Source organism: Phyllobacterium myrsinacearum (assembly GCF_002980555.1).
Classification (GTDB): Bacteria; Pseudomonadota; Alphaproteobacteria; order Rhizobiales; family Rhizobiaceae; genus Phyllobacterium; species Phyllobacterium myrsinacearum.
Window position 1 is genome coordinate 145,867 of record NZ_PVBT01000004.1, and the last position, 15,904, is coordinate 161,770.

The window sequence follows — 15,904 nt, forward strand, 5'->3', positions numbered from 1 at the left end:
ACATAATGACAGTCAGGTCGAAACTCCTGCTCATCGTTCTCGATGGGGTACCCTACGAGAACTGGCGATCTCTTTTCGGCAATCTGGAGGGCTGGGTGCAGTCGGGCGAGGCGCGTGTATGGACCATGCGCTCCGTGCTGCCATCCACCTCAGCCAGTTGTTATGCCTCTATTCATACCGGCGTTCCGCCCCAGGTGCACGGCATACTCTCCAACGATATCAGGTTCAGGGTTTCCCAACCGGATATTTTCTCCGAAGTCTCGAAAGCGGGCGGGATAACCGCTGCCGTTACTCACTCCTTCTGGTCGGAATTTTTCCAGCGGCATCCGTTCGATCCGGTCAGGGATATCGAGTGTGACAATGCGGAAGGGCCAATCCATCATGGGCGCTTTCATTCCATGTCAGGCTATAATTCAGCCAATCAGATGACGCCGAGCGACGATGACCTGTTTGCAACGCTGACAATGCTGATCGAGCGTTATTCGGTGGACTATGGAATCCTGCATACCTGTACGCTGGATTCGATGGGGCATCGTTTCGGGCATGAAACACCGGAAATGGATCATGCCGCCTATTTGCTGGACGCGCAACTGGCGGCCTATCTTCCGCGCTGGCGAGCAGCCGGATACGAAGTGATCGTAACGGCGGATCACGGGCAGACCTTGCGCGGCCATCACGGGGGGAGAGACCGTCGGATGCAGGAGTTTGCCCTGTACTATTTCGGCGATGCAGAAGGGTCTGGGACCGATACGGTCCTTGACCAACTGCAGCTTGCCCCCACGATATTGGACCGGTTGGGCGTTTCTATCCCTGCGACCATGCAAGCCACACCATTCCTGTTCCCGATAGCTGAATAATTCAGATTTCAATTGATCGACACGCCGATTCAGTGCGCCAGCCTGCCCGATTCCCACCTGCATGTTCTAGAAGACATTTGAGAATGTATCTTGGCCGCCCAGTTCAACGCTCGAAAGCCAATCCTCGTTGTCTGGTAGCTGTTCGGCGGCAACAGGAAATGGAAATCGGAAAACCAGCATGACAACCACGGTATCCCTTGCTGAACCGTCGGGATCTTGAGTTTGAAGCCGGTTTATTTATCCCAACATATGATGAAAGGAGCGACGATCATATTCTGATAAAAAATTTCATACCGTTATTTGTACTCTTCTTGTTCTTTCATGGTTAAATGAAAAGGCGAAGTAAATGAATATTTTCAAGATATCAGTTTTTATTTTAACAGCCTCCACGATGTGTCTTAGCGGAACAGCGAGCGTCTGGTCCAAAGAAATGGGTTTGGCTGCATGCCGCAGACGCAACTGTCGCCCGCTATCAAACTGCCCGATCTGACGTCTGCAGGCACCAGCATGCCCGCGCCCCTCAACGAACCTAGTCCCGGCACAGCAACAGAGGAACAACCCTATTCATTCCAGCATTTCATGCTGGACCAGGCGCAGTCTCTCGTTGATACCGGCTTGCAAGATGCGGGTTACACCTATCTGAACGTCGATGAGTGGAATGGGAGGGAAAAACCTACTCAGAGGGTAAGATCGTTGCAGCTGCGTGTAACAGCGAAATAAAGGCTGAAATATCAAACAGAACGGATGCCAATAGCCCTTTCATTTACAGCAACGGTTATGGAAGTAATGTCACCAACTTTATGTGGGCCATGCCCTTAAGTGGTGAGCCGTCACCACAATAAATCTGTGCTGGGCGATTGGAGGTTTGTACCATTCCGTTTCAATGTCACGCAAATGGGATGCGGTGCAAACCTTCTGCCAATCAATAATGGCGGCGGTGTTCTGCCGGCTTTCACATGAGCCAGGCATTTTCAAAGCTCAAAGCCGCCATTTTTGACGCGTCTACCATCCATTCATGTGTGCGATGGTATCTGATGTGCAATCTCAGCCTGCGCCATCGGAAGGAAATGTTGGCAGAGCGTCCGCATGAGTTCGGTTCGCGCCATCTGCCGCATGGCAAACTGGTTACTCGTTACGATAATCGACACCTCATGCGGAAGCGCTTGAGGGTACGTGGAAGCGACGCGTGATGTTGATATTGGCGAGGAACGTTTCGTCATGGCTTATGACAAGCAGCGCTCCGTCATAAGCTCGTAGGCCCGCTTCGACGATTTCAATGGACTCGATATCGAGATGGTTGGTCGGTTCGTCAAGGATGAGCAGGGAAGGTGTCTTTGGCCCGCCCAATGTGCAGGCGAGACCAGCACGGAGCACCCGCCCGCCGCTCAAACTGGCCACGGCCTGCAATGCCGCATCGGCTCGAAACATGAAGCGTGCAAGCGCTGCCCGGCAGGAATTCTCGTCTGTGCCAGGGTTGAGGCGGCGGAAATTGTCGCGGATCGACAACGCAGGATCCAGGACGCTGACTTTCTGGTCAAGCATGGCAAAGTCGGTCATGACCCTGACTGTGCCGGAGATCGGTGGCAGTGTGCCGGAAACGAGCGCCAGAAACGTCGTCTTGCCGGAGCCATTCGGCCCGGTCACGGCGATGCGCTCCGGCCCGATGATCGCAAATGATAGGTCGCTCAGGACCAGCGGGCCCGATTCATAACCAACCCTCACGGCGTCGATCTGCAATACTGGTTTATCCGGTGCGAGGCCTGTCGGTGCGAGCTGTACAGAGAATGGCTGAAGGACTTCAATGCGTTTGCGCGCGGCCGCAGCGGCTTCCAATGCTTGCGTGCTTCGGCTTTCCACCAAACGGGCATTTCCGCCGCTCGTATTCTCGCTGCGGTTCTTCTTTTTCCCAAGAAGAATGCGCGGTGTGTCGCCTTTGGCCCGTTTCTTCCGGCCGGCACTATCCTTGCGGGCCTTCCGCTCGATCATGATCTGCGCGTCGCGGGCAATTTCGGCAATCCGCCTATCTGCCTGTGCAAGGTCACGCTGCGCCGTCTCAAGTTCACCAGCCTTGCATGCGCGATAGCAACTCCAATTGCCGCCATATCGTTTGGCGCCCAGTGAAGTCAACTCGACAATGGCGTCCATTGTTTCAAGCAACTCGCGGTCATGGCTGATTACGATTGCTCCGGTTCGCCATTTGGCGAGAAGATCGAGAACGGCACGGCGTCCCTCCCGGTCGAGATTGTTGGTCGGCTCATCCAGCAGGAGGAAATCCGGCTGGGCAAAGATCAGTGCCGCAAGACCGGCCCGCGTGCGCTGTCCGCCTGACAGAGTTGCAAGACGGGTGTCGGGTGCAGAATCCAATCCAGCGAGGTCAAGGGCCAACGTCATACGGGCTTTGAGTGTCCAATCGGCCCGGACAAGGTCGGCGGCGGTTGCCTGCCCCATCTCCGCGCGCCGGAGAATATCGAGAGCCTCGGCCACTCCGAACACGCCCGCAATTGTTTCGGTTTGGTTCACCGCAACCGTTTGACGCAGGATACCCAAAGTGCCGGTGACTGTGACCTTGCCCGATTGAGGATGCAAAGTGCTGTCGATGAGGTGCAGCAGCGAAGTTTTACCGATGCCATTGCGGCCGACAAGCCCGGTCCGTTCTGGCCCGAAATTGAGATCAAGGTTTGAAAACAGGCGGCGGCCGTCAGGCGTGGACCAGGTTATATTGGACAGTGCGATTGAAGCAGGCATGGATACGGATTTTCCCGGTGGCAAGGCTGGTGAGCTTTGTCGTCGGGTGAAAATCCATGGCTGTGCACATCCTGTGAAATTTATATACCGGCAAACTTAAGGTCAAAGTGAAGGCCGTTCAAGACCTGAATCTCACGGAACGGCGGCAGTGAATGCCAAAAGAAAGCGGGCAGGCCTTGTTCAAGGGATCGGCCGGGACGATGATCTTCCGGCCTTGATCATGGCGATCAAGGCACGCAGGCCCACCGAGACGTGGCGATGGCCAGGGTAGTAAAGGCACAGGCCAGGAAAGGGCGGACACCAATCCTCCAGGACCCGTTCAAGGCGACCATCGCGCAATGCATCCGTGACGAGGTGGTCAGGCACGAAGGCAATGCCGATACCATCAATCGCAGCATCGACCATCAGTGGCTGGTCAGTCAGGGTGAGGGGGCCCGCGACGTTAATCTTTTCGACGCTGCCGTGGCGCTCAAATTCCCAATTGTAGATCGCGCCGCTCTCAAAGCGGAAACGAATACAGTCATGGCTGTGAAGATCCTGTGGGGACGCCGGACGGCCACGGGCCGCGAGGTATGCCGGCGAGGCGACTGCCGCAAAGCGTACGCTATCAATGAGAGGAACGGCCACCATGTCCTGCGGTACGGCCTCCGCCAGCCGGATGCCGGCATCGAATCCCTCCGCGACGATGTTGCTAAGCCGTCCATCGCTGACGATTTCAAGGTGAATTTGGGGATAGGTGCGCAGGAAGCGCGCGAGAATGGGCCGCAGGATCATACGGATCGCGCCTTCGCTGGCGTTGATTCGCACGGTTCCGCTGGGAACTTGGCGCAGATCATCGACTTCTCGCATGGCTTCTTCAATGGCAGACACTGCCGGTCGCAGCTTTGCCGCGAGCCGTTCCCCCGCCTCGGTCAAGGAGACGCTGCGGGTCGTGCGATTGAACAGGCGTATGCCCAGACGCTGCTCAAGGGCCTTCACCGAATGACTGACCGCTGATGGCGTGATGTCGAGCTCGGTGGCGGCTCCACGAAAACTGCGGCGGGTTGCAATCGCCAGGAACACGGTGAAGGCGAAGAGATCGCCTCCCTTTAATTGATGAGCATTCTTCATTTGGGTATCAAACATTGATGGAATTGTTTTGATAATGGGTGTTCCATAAATTGACCGGAATAACAATCCAAAGGAATGCAGATGCCCCAAAAGATACTGATTACAGGCGCCAGCTCCGGTTTCGGTCGCGGTGCGGCAATTGAACTGGCGCGCCTTGGCCACGAGGTGGTTGCCACTGCCGAAACCTGGCCGCAGGTTCGCAGCCTGCGTGCTGACGCAGCCGAGGCGGGCGTCACCCTCGACGTGATCAAGCTGAACCTGCTCGACAGCATCGACATTGCCCACGCGGGCACGTTCGACCCCGACGTTCTCGTACTCAATGCCGGCGTCATGGAGGGTGGATCCATCGCCGACATCCCCATGCAGCGCGTGCGCGAGTCGTTCGACATCAATGTGTTCGGGCACCTGCAGCTGGTCCAGCTCATTGTGCCGAAGATGGTGGCCCGAAAGTCCGGGAAGATCGTCTGGACCTCGTCAATGGGCGGCATCCTGGTGGTCCCGTTCCTCGGCGCATACTGCGCAACCAAGCACGCGATCGAGGCGATTGCCGGGTCGATGAAGGCCGAGCTCGCGCCGTATGGTGTCAAGGTTGCCACCGTCAACCCAGGCGTCTTCGGCACCGGCTTCAACGACACCGGCGCGGAAAGTTACGTCCAGTGGTACGACGCCGATACGGCGGTCGTGCCGATGCCTGATTTCAGCGGAAGCCTGGCCGGACAGGCCGACCCGCAGGAGATGATCGACGCAATGGTGGAGATCATCCCTGCCGACAAGCATCTGTACCGCACAATGCGCCCGCGCGCGACGATTGATGCGGCCAAGCAGTGGCAGGAGACGGAGTGGACACAAGATGCCTGATCTGGCACTCGACCACGCGCATCGGATTGTGGCGCGCGGGCGCGCTGCTGCGACGGAAGCCGGGCTGAACGCGGTCTTTGCAATCCTTGATTCTGGCGCACACCTTGTCGCTTTCTCGCGCATGGATGGTGCATGGTTGGCATCGAACGAGCTGGCGATCGCCAAGGCCCGCACCTCTGTGATGTTCCAGGCACCAAGCGAGGCGTTGAATGCCCCGCTGCAGGTGGGCGAGCCGGTCCCGCATTTCGATCACATCCATGCGGGTGGGCTGCTATTGATGGGCGGAGGCCTCCCGCTGTTCGGCGAGGATGGTGTGCTGATCGGCGCGATCGGGGTGTCCGGTGGAACCCCTGAACAGGATGCGGCACTCGCGCGGGCGGCCGCCGCTTGACACTGCCGTTCAAGGGCGGAAGTGACCGCCCTTGAACATTGAGAACGCATCATGCTGGTCCTGATGCCGGAACCGGCCTTGGCGCAAGTTCAGGACCTCAGCCCATTGCGATTGGCATCGCAAATCCGGCAAAGCGCACTCTACGGAGGCGGTGCTCCAAAAAAATCTTTTGTGTCGCGATCCGTTTTCACGCTTCGGGTCGTCCTTGGTGTGTACGAAACAGAAGGAGACATGCCATGTCCGACCAATCCGTTATTTTGATCAATCTGCTGAAGGTCAAACCCGGCAAGCAGGATGCGTTGATCGCGCTTTTGAAGCAAAACACCGATGCAGTGATCCGCACGCTTCCTGGCTGGAAGACAACGCGCCTGATCGCGGCAAAGGACGGAGCCAGCGTTGTTATCTACTCCGAGTGGGAAAACCCGGCAGCCGTCGAGGCAATGCGCAGCGATCCGCGCATGACAGCCTATTTTCCGGAGATTATCGAGCTGGCGAGCTTGGACTCGGTCATGGGCTCGGCGGTGCTGAGCGAAAGCCGGTGAGGTAGACACAAGTGAGTTCGCGCCACACAGGCTGCCAAAGGAAAGTGGAAGACAGATCCTTTCCCAACCGGCTAATCTGCCGAAAACGTCTCGCCGCTGCCGGTGTGCAATCTATGGTGGGGTAGAGCGTGTAAGCGCAGGAAGTCTCGGCACATGAATACCGGCGAATTCGAGGATCGACTGAATACACTGCGGCCACGGCTTCACCGCTACTGTGCACGCATGACCGGTTCGAGCGTGGACGGCGAAGATGTACTGCAAGATACCCTGATCAAGGCCCTGCGCGCACATGCGGAGGGTACGATCGTCGAAAACCTCGAGGCCTGGTTGCTCCGTATCGCCCATAATGCGAGTCTGGATTTTCTGCGCCGGCGTTCCCGCAGCAATGTGGTTCCGCTTACCGACGATCTGGAAGCCGCGGCGATGCCTGAAACGGACATCGTCGCCGTTGGCTTTCAGACGTTTCTGCAGCTGCCCGAACTTCAGCGCTGCGCCGTGATCCTCAAGGATGTCCTTGGCCACTCGGTTGAAGAGATCGCGGCGATTGCCGGCAGTACGCCGGCCGCGGCCAAATCGGCGCTTCAGCGGGGGCGCACCGCATTGCGGCAGCTCGCGCAGGCGCCCGAAGATACCCGGCTGCCGCTGATGTCCGATGCGGACAGGCGGAAGATGACCGCTTATGTCCATCTGTTTCGCAGCGGCGATTTCGACGCAATCCGCGCTATGCTCGCCGATGACGTGAGGCTCGATCTGGTAAACCGCCTGCAATGGAAAGGGCGTGACAAGATCGGCCTTTATTTCACGCGCTATGCGGAAGAGACGAAATGGCGGTTCGTCTTTGGCGCGGTTGAAGGACAGCCCGCCATGCTTGTCTTCGACGGGACCGGCCCGATGGACAGACCTGCACATTTTGTGCTGATCGGTTGGTCGGATAGCCGGATCATGGAGATCAGGGATTTCCTGTTCGCTCCCTATGTGCTCGAAGGTATAAACTGGGTGCGGTTGGGCTAAAAGCTTATCGTCGAGTTCCAAACCCACACGGGCTGGCTACCAGCGATCCGGCCATTTGCTGCATGATCTCGTATCGGCGGGTTTACTTCAGGCTGCCCAGAAATAGCGAACGATGTGAAAGAATATGGGGGCCGCGAAAATCAGGCTGTCCGCCCGGTCAAGCATGCCGCCGTGCCCCTCGATCATTTGTCCCCAATCCTTGACGCCGCGGTCGCGCTTGATCGCCGAAGCAACGAGCCCGCCGAAGAATCCCATAATGCAGGCAAGTCCCGCCATGAGCCCGGCTTGCAGGACGGTGAACGGGGTCAACCAGGCCAGCGATGCGCCGAGCAATGATGCGCTGGCAATGCCGCCGATCAGACCCTCCCAGGTTTTGGAGGGGGAGATTTTCGGTGCAACCTTGTGTTTGCCGAAAAGCTTACCGAACACATATTGCAGCACATCGCTGCCCTGAACGGTTACGATCAGGAATGCGATCAAAAGCAATCCCTTGCCCTGAAAGCCGGGGATGGAAAGCGTGAGCAGGGCTGGAACGTGACTGATGCAGTAAACCGACAGCATGATTCCCCATTGCTGTTCGCTCACGCGTTCGAGAAAGCGCTCCGTGTCGCCCGAGATTGCAGTCAAGGCAGGCATGGCGAGGAAACAGTAGACGGGCACAAAGATGGAATAGAGCCCGTACCACTCAATCCAGAGAAGATAATACTGGATGGGAATGATGATGAGGAACATGCCGATGAGAATAAAGTGATCGCCACGCCGCGTATGGGTGAGTGTCACATATTCGCGCAGCGAGGCAAAAGAGACAAAGGCGAACAGTAAAATCACGCCAGTTTTGCCGAAGAGAAAAGCGATGGAAATGCTACCGATCATGATCCACCATGCCTTGATGCGCGCGTTGAGATTGACGAGCGTTGAAGGCAAGACCTCCGTCATGCGCCGGCTTTTCCAGCTAAGCATGGTTGCAATGGCGCTGGCGAGTGTCAGTACACCGAGCAGACCGAGAAAGAGCCAGACCGTTTCAGCCATGATTGAGCGCCTTCCGATGTTCCGGCGAAAGTTCGAGCAGAGATTGGCGCGCCCTTTGAAGAAAATCTTTCCGGTCTTCATTCGGCTCAAGTGCGACCGGTGTGCCGAAAACAACGCGGCACAGGAGAGGGACAGGCAGGAAGGTGCCTTTCGGCAAGACGCGTGACATATTTTCGATCCAGCAGGGAATAAGTTCCACGTCCGGGCGCGCCAGGGCGAGATTATAGAGACCGGAGCGGAAGCGCAGCAGTGGTTCCTCGGTCATGTTGCGCGTGCCTTCGGGAAAGACAATGAGTGAGCTTCCTTCCTGCAATGCATCGAGCATGACGACCATTGGATCCTCCGAACGCTCGACCCAATTGCGGTCAACCAGCACGGTGTTCAGCAAGTCCTTGGCGAGAATGTGCCGCAATTTATTCCGTTTCCAGTAATCGGCCCCGGCAACAGCACGTGTGCGCTGTCGCTCGCGTGGCGGCAGGCTGGAGGAAAGCAGAATGAAATCGCCATGACTGCAATGGTTCGCAAAGAAAATGCGTTGCCGGTCCGAAGGCGCGCACCCTTGCCAGATCGGGCGCACGCCGGTAATGCCGCGAGCCAATCCGGCAAGCACCATAGCGGAAATTCGCCTCAACGTGGTTCTTGTATTCATCTGCGCCCCCACAACCCATAGGTTGTAATTACAGCGAATAGAACAAGTAAAACTGCAAAAGCAAGATGCAGTTTCAACAAGAGGCGGCTTGTTGTAGCCATGACGCCATGGCCGCTACCTTGGCATGCAAATGGCGGGCGAATGCAGAGGCGCATTTACTCATGGTTGTTTCGTCTATTGAGCAAAAAGCACCATGTCTTCCGTCAAATGAATGCGCCTGCCGCCAGCTTCAATGACCCGGATTGCGTCAGCTGCGGTTTTGACATCGCCAAACTGCAAAAGCCAAACGGCAATTGCCGCCGCACTGCGCTGGAAACCCAGTGCGCAACAGACGAGAACTGGGCCTTTGCTCCGGGCAAGTTCGATGGCGTCGGCCGCATTGTGCAATTCATCGTGTTGAGGCGAAACGAGATCAAGCGTCGGGAATGACCGCCATTCAATCGTCATACCGGAAGGCTTTGCCAGTTCGGCGGTCAGGTCAATGACGGTCTTGAACTTCGGCAATTCAGATATCCGCGGCAGCCGGCCCAGATACACGTTCTTGCCAATCGCAACAGAGGGCGGGAGGTGGCGTGTCCAGATCCGGCTGTTAAGAATGGCACCAAGGCGGTAAGGGGCCAGCAGCCATGTACTGGCGAGGGAAAGCGTGCCGTCCATGCATTTTTGAAAGATGGCGGGTCCTGCACCGAAATAACCGATGGATACGATCCCGAGGGCCAGCGCCGGCCACAGGAAAAACAGGAATGCCGCCGAGGCCGGCGTTCCGATGATCGTTGCAAGCAGGAAGATCGTACCGGCCACCGCATAACAGGCGCCAATGCGCCGGGCCCTGCGATCCCCGGTCAAGCGGAATGCGGCCACGGGTGAGGGATTGTGTGCCGGGAAGAGCCAGAGAGCAAAAAGACCCAAAAGCAGGCCGGTGGGGATATCGATAAAATGATGCTGGTAGGTCGTGAGAACGGAAATACCGATCAATGCGCACCAGAGATGCCAGATCCAAAGAACAATACCCGACAGGCGAACGCGCCAATGCGTCCAGATAATCGCAAGGAGAGCGATATGAAGCGAGGGCGCCTGGTTGAAGGGCTTGTCAAAGCCACCCAACATATCGAACAGGAAGCCTGATGCGCCGCTGGTTGGCGGCTTGTGGAAGACGACGGTCAGGGGAAACGCGATGAAGCAGGTAACCGCGATGGTCTGTGCTGTCAGGTAACGCGTCGCCAGGCGATCGACCTCAGCAGTCGTATCGTTAAAGAACAAAGAAAGTCCGTAGAACAGGTTGATCGACCAATAGGGAAAAATGGTCCAGGCAATGAACGGAATGGCGTGTTCCCAGGCAAAGGTGATATTGGGAACGTTCTCCCGCTGCGAGGCAAGCCAGTTGGCTGTCCCATAGGTCGCGTAGAACAATGGTGCGAGGCAGACGAGCCAGATCAGCGCGCGCTTTGCAACGGCGCCATTCAAGCGCCATTGTCCAATCGGGGTGACGGTGTGTTCGGTCATGTCCGCTCAGCGATGGAAACCGTGAATATGCCCCACTCGTCGACAAGCTGGTCGATCTTCTTGAAACCTGCCGCTGCAACCAGCTGATCCATTTCAGCCTGTGTCCGGCGGCGCATAATCCACGCTTCGCCGCCACGATGCGAGGTGAGCGCACGTGCAATCATTTCCAGTTGCGGATGCCACGGCTGGTTTGTGTAGATCAGCAAGCTGCCGGATTGCATCGACGTTGCAAGGCCGTCAAGCGAGCGCTTGATAAGCGCGTTGTCGGGAAAGAGCTCGTAAAGACCGGATACAATCGCCAGATCAGGCGCAGGCTGGATTGCAGTCAGTTGTTCGGCATCGAAAGCATCCGCCTGATGAAAGCTCGCCATATCCTGGATGCCTCTCTCGGCGATGGATTTGCGTCCGGCATCGACATTGATCGGCGCATAGTCCTGCAGCCGGACGCTTGCCGGTTTGACGTCGGCTTTGGCAATCGCGTCGAGGATATAACGGCCATGGCCGGCAGCGATATCGAGAATATGCGTGGTGCGGCCGGCGTCCCGCAATCTTGCCAGAGCGAAGCCGATAAGCTCTTGCAGATGCAGCTTGCGCTGACGGATGCCGCGCCAGCCGATCGCATTGAGGAACTGCTTGTCGATGAGCCTGCCTCCCGGTCCCATTCCTCTCGGTTCGTTCTCATAGACGTAGTCGAGGGTGGAGCCAGAATCGAAACCGGTCTCGACGCCCGTTTTCAGCCCCTTTGAGAACAATGCACTGAAGCGGATGGACGAGCGGTAGATTGCCCAATAGAGACCTTTCAAGGAAAGCAGGTCGTGCGGGGATGACAGCCTGTCCTGTTCATCGCGGGTAAAGCCGGTTTGATGGGCGTTCGTCACGTCCAGCGGCGCCGGTTCTGCGTCGAAGCATGCGAGAATGAACCGGCGTGCATGCGCCACGGCAATGGCGCGCTCCTTCTCGCCAAGAGTGTCGTGGTAAAATCCCTTGAGCACGTGACGTTCTTTGAGGGGGTGGGCCAGATTTTCATAGAAACGATGCTGAGGCTCGTGCCGGACAACCCAGTCGCTTCCGGAGATGAGCAGCTGTGTCGGCACGATGATCGCACGGGCGTCATCAACCACCCGTTCAGCGTTTGTATAAAGATCGAGCAGTATATTCGATGCAATGGCCCGCGTGACCAGCGGGTCATTGTCGAACGACGCGATGCGCGCGGGATCATGGGTCAGAAACTTGGCTTTGACATAGGAATTGACAAAGAATTGTCCTTTCAATTTCTGCCAGAGCCAGATGCCTTCACGAGCGAACGGAACATAGAGTTTCACGCTGAATGCGGGAGAAGCAAGCACAAGTGCCCGGATACGGGGCGCGTAGTCATGGACCCAGGTCGCCGCGAGCACGGCACCAACCGACTGGGCGACAACAGCGATGTCCTCGATGGCAAAACCGCCGGTTTCACATATGTGCTTTACGAAACTGTCGAGATCGCGCACCGAGGTTGCAAAGGATGGAGAGTAGCCGCGTTCGCCCGGTGAACGGCCATGGCCTCGGGCATCCCAGGCATAGAAGGTGAAATCACCAAGGCCAAGTTCCTCGACCAGATGTGCAACGCGGCCACCATGTTCATGACCGCGATGCAGAAGAACAATTGCACCCTTCGGCTTTCCCGATCTTGCCGGCCATTGCCGATAGAAAAGTTCGGTCCCGTCATTTGTCGCAAAGGTGTCTTCCCGTGCTGCACCGGATGCCGCAGGATTGGAGGATGGGTCTGTCGACATAGGCTTGCTCCGGAAGCAGGATTGATTTTCAGGAATTGGCGCGGTGCAGGCCCGCACGAATACGGTTGAAGGCGGTGACAATGGATAGGACGGCCATGAGAGGGAAAACCCAGCTGAACCATGACGGCAAGATGATGCCGCTACCAATCAGCGCGGCAATGATGCCGAGGGCCAATGCGCGGTCGCTTTTTCCGAATGGCCCGTCATAACCGCGCCCGCCTCCGGTCATGACGCCAAGCACACCGGCATATTCGGCAATCATCGCTGTAATGGCAAAGGCAACCACTCCTGCAGCGGCAAACGGGGCAACAAGTACGAATGGAAGGATCAAGGCCACATCCGAAATGATATCGCCGACCTCATTCAGATATGCGCCGAGTTTCGATGCCTGCCCGAATTCACGAGCCATCATTCCATCAATGGCGTTGAGTGCCATGCGGACAAAAAGCACCAATGGCAACAGCCAGAAAAGCGGCGTGATTTCGGGGAAAAGCGCAATCAATGCACCCGTTGCAACCGAGATGAGCATTGCGGCTGTCGTAACCTGATTGGCGGTGGCGCCAGCGCTGACAAGACGAGAGGCCAAGGGGCGCAGCAGAGTCTGAAAAGCCGGTTTGATCGCGTAAAGTGTCGGCATGAAATCACCCCCTGGTTGTGTTCAATTTCACCGCTCAACACCTTGTAGCAGAAAATCCGCTTCAGGCTGGTTTTCCGCATGGGATAATTGTTTTTGAAGATGAAATCACTTCCTTTACCCTTAACGCGCAACGGCTTTAAATGCGTCGAGCGTTGGTGCAGGGATCATAGCAGCAACCTTCAAGCCCTAAGCTTCGTGGTCTGTGCGCGCCGCGGCAGCGTTCATGCTCATGTCGTCCTCGACGGCGATCTCGATGAAGCGAATGTTGTGGCCGGGAATATGTGCGGCTGTCCGGGCTTTCGTCAGCGCGTGATGCAAGCCGGCCTCGGGCGAAGACCATTGGGCCGGCGCGTTAACCATCGTCTCTCAAAGGGTTCACGTTCGAACCGCATCGCAGCCTTGGTGTTGGCTGCGCAGATGCGGCGCAAGCGCCGCATCTGCAATCATTGCAACCTCGCTATGGTTGCGCTCAACCCCCGCGCAGCGGCAAAGGATCAACTGCGGGGCTGCAGCAGCGCCAGCACGACTGTCGATGCGGCAAGGATGGCGGTCAGGGTCAGGGGGCCCGTGGCGCCATAGGTGTCCACGACATAGCCGCCGACCACCGCGCCAATCGTGATGGCAACCTGGAAAGAGGTGACCATCAGGCTGCCCGCTGCTTCCAGAGCGTCAGGTGCGGCACGGGACAGGTTCGTCGGCAGCACCACCGGCGCCATGCCGAAGGCGAGCCCCCACAGGGTGACGAAACCGAAGGCAACGCCAATATGCACGCCCCACAGCACCAAAGCGAGCGCTGCAAGCCCCATCAAGGCGGCGGTGGCCATGAGAGCCGTATGGATATTGGCGTCAGCCATGCGGCCGCCAACGACATTGCCGATCACGGCGGCGATACCGAACCCGAGCAGCGCCAGGGCAATCGGTCCGGTTCCAAGGTGCGTGACCTGTTCGAGGAAGGGGCGCACATAGACCGAGCCGGCAAAATGCCCCGTCATGAGCAAAAGGATGGCAAGCATGCCGAGTTGAATGCCCCGCCGCCGCATCAGCCGAAAGACATCGGCAAGACTGTTGCTTGTGGTGGCAGGCAAGGTCGGCAGACTGAGGAATTGCAGCAGCATGGCAATCGCGGCCAGCCCAGCAGTCATGGCCATGGCGCTGCGCCAGCCCACCCAGTCGCTGATCAATGCACCCATCGATGGTGCGGCAATGGTGGCGAGCGAGACGCCGAGGGTGACGATAGCCATGCCACGGCCTGTGGCGTTGGCGCCAACCAGTCTTGCTACGACGGCAACCGAAAGCGCCCAGAAAGCGCTGAGGGCGATGCCTAGTCCGGCCCGGCCCAACAATAGCAGCCAGAAATCGGTTGCGACCGCCGCAAGAATATTGGAACCGATCGCCAGGGCGCTGAGACCGACCAGCACCGTCTTGCGGTTCAACCGGCCAATGAGAACATTGCTCAGCATGGCCGTCACGGCGCCAACGGACGCGGTAGCCGTGACGACCTGTCCGGCTGTACCTTCGCTGATGCCGAGGTCGCGCGCCATTGGCGTCAACAGGCCTGCCGGCAGGAACTCGGCTGATACCAGCGCGAAGCTGGCAGCCGCCATTGAAAGGACCGCGAACCAGGTGCCCGTGCTCCACGCGGCTGGCGCATCGGCGTCGAGGTCTATCGCGGCGCCTTCAAGTTGTAATGTTGTATCTGTCATTGAAGTATCTCCAAGGTTTGGAGATATTCATAAATGAGTCCTTTCGGATGATATGTATCTTAAAATCCGAAATGCATGTCCGTTCGTCCGGAAATTGTGCGGCGCACAACGCCCGGTGAGACACTGGTGATGCGCTTGAACGCGCGAGCGAAGGACGCCTCGGACTCATAGCCCAGACGGGTAGCGACCTCTGCAACCGACATGCCGTTTTGCCCCAACAATTCGCGGGCAAGCTGCATACGCAACCGGGCGAGATAGCGTGCCGCGCCTTCCCCCAAAACAGCGCTGAAGCGCTCGGCGAAAATCGAGCGCGATTGGCCCGCCAGGACGGCGAGGCTTTCGAGGGTCCAGTTATGGCCGGGGTCCCGGTGCATGGCTGCCAGGACGCGGCCGATATGGGGGTCGCGGATGGCGGCGAGCCAACCGGTGGTGGGGGCTCCGGTGCAATTGACCCAGCAGCGGATGAGCCGCGCGGTCAGCAGGTCCGCCATCCGTGACAGAATAGTGGCGCTGCCCATCTGCGGCTGCGCGGCCTCCACCGTCATGGCCGCCAGCAAGGGACCAACGATCGGGTCATTTCCGGCCACGTCGCAGCCCTTGATGATCGGCGGCATCAACGTGATCAAGGGGTTGAGCGCGCAGGCGCCGAGGGCCATCGAGCCGCAGAAAAGCGTGCTGGTTGCACCCGTTCCTTCCCGCACCACTTCGCAGACATTGCTCCCCAACTTGGTCACATGGCAGTCATTGAGCGAGTCGCCCACAACGTCTGGCGCGCTGGCCAGCCGATGGGCGATGCCTTGCGGCAGCAGCACCAGGTCGCCATCGTGCAACTCTTGCCAGCCTTGTGCTTCGGTATGGATCCAGCACGGTCCCTGGCTGACAAAGTGAAAGCGAAGCAGCTGTTGTTGCGGAATGGCGATGCTCCATGGATGCCGGAGCTCGCAGCGGCCATAGTTGACGCCACTCAAGCGAAAATCCTGCAGGACTTCGCTCAGCGCATCCATCGGGATGTGTGGCGGTGAAGAGTGGCGGGACGAATGGTCAGGCATTTAGTGAATATACATGTCAATCGTCCGGCAGGCAAGGGGATGCGG

The 15,904-nt window shown here is 57.9% G+C and carries 16 protein-coding genes; 6 read left to right on the forward strand and 10 right to left on the reverse strand.

Translation table 11 applies throughout. The features are described 5' to 3' along the window. The first annotated feature begins 5 nt into the window (after positions 1–5). Positions 6–857: an alkaline phosphatase family protein gene (locus C5750_RS15315; protein ID WP_105735024.1), complete on the forward strand. Its 852-nt coding sequence runs from the start codon at positions 6–8 to the stop codon at positions 855–857. Positions 858–1,301: 444 nt separating this feature from the next. Then, positions 1,302–1,577 carry a hypothetical protein gene (locus tag C5750_RS15320; RefSeq protein WP_105734779.1) on the forward strand — a complete coding sequence of 92 codons (276 nt, stop codon included), beginning with the start codon at positions 1,302–1,304 and terminating at the stop codon, positions 1,575–1,577. Positions 1,578–2,006: 429 nt separating this feature from the next. On the opposite strand, the gene C5750_RS15325 is transcribed toward C5750_RS15320, so the two are convergent. Then, positions 2,007–3,602: an ABC-F family ATP-binding cassette domain-containing protein gene (locus C5750_RS15325; RefSeq protein WP_105734780.1), complete on the reverse strand. Its 1,596-nt coding sequence runs from the start codon at positions 3,600–3,602 to the stop codon at positions 2,007–2,009. A 180-nt stretch (positions 3,603–3,782) separates the two neighbouring features. Continuing rightward, positions 3,783–4,712: a LysR substrate-binding domain-containing protein gene (locus C5750_RS15330; protein ID WP_105735025.1), complete on the reverse strand. Its 930-nt coding sequence runs from the start codon at positions 4,710–4,712 to the stop codon at positions 3,783–3,785. Between the two features lie 81 nt (positions 4,713–4,793). Here C5750_RS15330 and C5750_RS15335 point away from each other — a divergent pair, with 81 nt between their 5' ends. The 4 genes from C5750_RS15335 (at position 4,794) to C5750_RS15350 (ending at position 7,514) form a co-directional block, all read left to right on the forward strand. Beyond that, entirely contained in the window at positions 4,794–5,570 is a 777-nt protein-coding gene (locus C5750_RS15335; RefSeq protein WP_105735026.1) for an SDR family oxidoreductase, read from the forward strand. Next, complete coding sequence (locus tag C5750_RS15340) at positions 5,563–5,961, forward strand: GlcG/HbpS family heme-binding protein (protein WP_105734781.1); 399 nt, start codon at positions 5,563–5,565, stop codon at positions 5,959–5,961. The genes C5750_RS15335 and C5750_RS15340 overlap by 8 nt, the downstream gene beginning before the upstream one ends. 236 nt (positions 5,962–6,197) lie before the next feature. After that, entirely contained in the window at positions 6,198–6,503 is a 306-nt protein-coding gene (locus tag C5750_RS15345; RefSeq protein WP_105734782.1) for a putative quinol monooxygenase, read from the forward strand. A 153-nt stretch (positions 6,504–6,656) separates the two neighbouring features. Then, positions 6,657–7,514: a sigma-70 family RNA polymerase sigma factor gene (locus C5750_RS15350; protein ID WP_105734783.1), complete on the forward strand. Its 858-nt coding sequence runs from the start codon at positions 6,657–6,659 to the stop codon at positions 7,512–7,514. An 87-nt stretch (positions 7,515–7,601) separates the two neighbouring features. Here C5750_RS15350 and C5750_RS15355 read toward each other — a convergent pair whose 3' ends face one another. From C5750_RS15355 to C5750_RS15385, 8 genes are all read right to left on the reverse strand, one after another. Beyond that, positions 7,602–8,543, reverse strand: coding sequence for a phosphatidate cytidylyltransferase (locus C5750_RS15355; protein ID WP_105734784.1), 942 nt, complete (start codon positions 8,541–8,543; stop codon positions 7,602–7,604). Further along, positions 8,536–9,192 (reverse strand): lysophospholipid acyltransferase family protein, encoded by a 657-nt coding sequence (locus C5750_RS15360; RefSeq protein ID WP_105734785.1) that lies wholly within the window; start codon positions 9,190–9,192, stop codon positions 8,536–8,538. Before C5750_RS15360 ends, C5750_RS15355 begins: the two co-directional genes overlap by 8 nt. Positions 9,193–9,366: 174 nt before the next feature. Then, entirely contained in the window at positions 9,367–10,695 is a 1,329-nt protein-coding gene (locus tag C5750_RS15365; protein WP_105734786.1) for a phosphatase PAP2 family protein, read from the reverse strand. Next, positions 10,692–12,470, reverse strand: a complete 1,779-nt coding sequence (locus tag C5750_RS15370; protein ID WP_105734787.1) for a bifunctional alpha/beta hydrolase/class I SAM-dependent methyltransferase — start codon at positions 12,468–12,470, stop codon at positions 10,692–10,694. Before C5750_RS15370 ends, C5750_RS15365 begins: the two co-directional genes overlap by 4 nt. A 28-nt stretch (positions 12,471–12,498) precedes the next feature. Continuing rightward, positions 12,499–13,107, reverse strand: coding sequence for a CDP-alcohol phosphatidyltransferase family protein (locus C5750_RS15375; RefSeq protein WP_105734788.1), 609 nt, complete (start codon positions 13,105–13,107; stop codon positions 12,499–12,501). Between the two features lie 186 nt (positions 13,108–13,293). Further along, positions 13,294–13,467, reverse strand: a complete 174-nt coding sequence (locus C5750_RS26585; RefSeq protein ID WP_158531277.1) for a hypothetical protein — start codon at positions 13,465–13,467, stop codon at positions 13,294–13,296. Positions 13,468–13,601: 134 nt separating this feature from the next. Then, on the reverse strand, positions 13,602–14,810 hold the full coding sequence (locus C5750_RS15380; protein ID WP_105734789.1) for an MFS transporter: 1,209 nt from the start codon (positions 14,808–14,810) through the stop codon (positions 13,602–13,604). A 59-nt stretch (positions 14,811–14,869) separates the two neighbouring features. Further along, positions 14,870–15,859, reverse strand: a complete 990-nt coding sequence (locus C5750_RS15385; RefSeq protein WP_105734790.1) for an AraC family transcriptional regulator — start codon at positions 15,857–15,859, stop codon at positions 14,870–14,872. Between the last annotated feature and the right edge of the window lie 45 nt (positions 15,860–15,904).

What these genes read in the sequence shown, in the direction of transcription:
- C5750_RS15315 (WP_105735024.1), top strand. Translation starts at nt 6, where the DNA reads ATGACAGTCAGGTCGAAACTCCTGCTCATCGTTCTCGATGGGGTACCC.
- C5750_RS15320 (WP_105734779.1), top strand. Translation starts at nt 1,302, where the DNA reads ATGCCGCAGACGCAACTGTCGCCCGCTATCAAACTGCCCGATCTGACG.
- C5750_RS15325 (WP_105734780.1), bottom strand. Translation starts at nt 3,602, where the DNA reads ATGCCTGCTTCAATCGCACTGTCCAATATAACCTGGTCCACGCCTGAC.
- C5750_RS15330 (WP_105735025.1), bottom strand. Translation starts at nt 4,712, where the DNA reads ATGAAGAATGCTCATCAATTAAAGGGAGGCGATCTCTTCGCCTTCACC.
- C5750_RS15335 (WP_105735026.1), top strand. Translation starts at nt 4,794, where the DNA reads ATGCCCCAAAAGATACTGATTACAGGCGCCAGCTCCGGTTTCGGTCGC.
- C5750_RS15340 (WP_105734781.1), top strand. Translation starts at nt 5,563, where the DNA reads ATGCCTGATCTGGCACTCGACCACGCGCATCGGATTGTGGCGCGCGGG.
- C5750_RS15345 (WP_105734782.1), top strand. Translation starts at nt 6,198, where the DNA reads ATGTCCGACCAATCCGTTATTTTGATCAATCTGCTGAAGGTCAAACCC.
- C5750_RS15350 (WP_105734783.1), top strand. Translation starts at nt 6,657, where the DNA reads ATGAATACCGGCGAATTCGAGGATCGACTGAATACACTGCGGCCACGG.
- C5750_RS15355 (WP_105734784.1), bottom strand. Translation starts at nt 8,543, where the DNA reads ATGGCTGAAACGGTCTGGCTCTTTCTCGGTCTGCTCGGTGTACTGACA.
- C5750_RS15360 (WP_105734785.1), bottom strand. Translation starts at nt 9,192, where the DNA reads ATGAATACAAGAACCACGTTGAGGCGAATTTCCGCTATGGTGCTTGCC.
- C5750_RS15365 (WP_105734786.1), bottom strand. Translation starts at nt 10,695, where the DNA reads ATGACCGAACACACCGTCACCCCGATTGGACAATGGCGCTTGAATGGC.
- C5750_RS15370 (WP_105734787.1), bottom strand. Translation starts at nt 12,470, where the DNA reads ATGTCGACAGACCCATCCTCCAATCCTGCGGCATCCGGTGCAGCACGG.
- C5750_RS15375 (WP_105734788.1), bottom strand. Translation starts at nt 13,107, where the DNA reads ATGCCGACACTTTACGCGATCAAACCGGCTTTTCAGACTCTGCTGCGC.
- C5750_RS26585 (WP_158531277.1), bottom strand. Translation starts at nt 13,467, where the DNA reads ATGGTTAACGCGCCGGCCCAATGGTCTTCGCCCGAGGCCGGCTTGCAT.
- C5750_RS15380 (WP_105734789.1), bottom strand. Translation starts at nt 14,810, where the DNA reads ATGACAGATACAACATTACAACTTGAAGGCGCCGCGATAGACCTCGAC.
- C5750_RS15385 (WP_105734790.1), bottom strand. Translation starts at nt 15,859, where the DNA reads ATGCCTGACCATTCGTCCCGCCACTCTTCACCGCCACACATCCCGATG.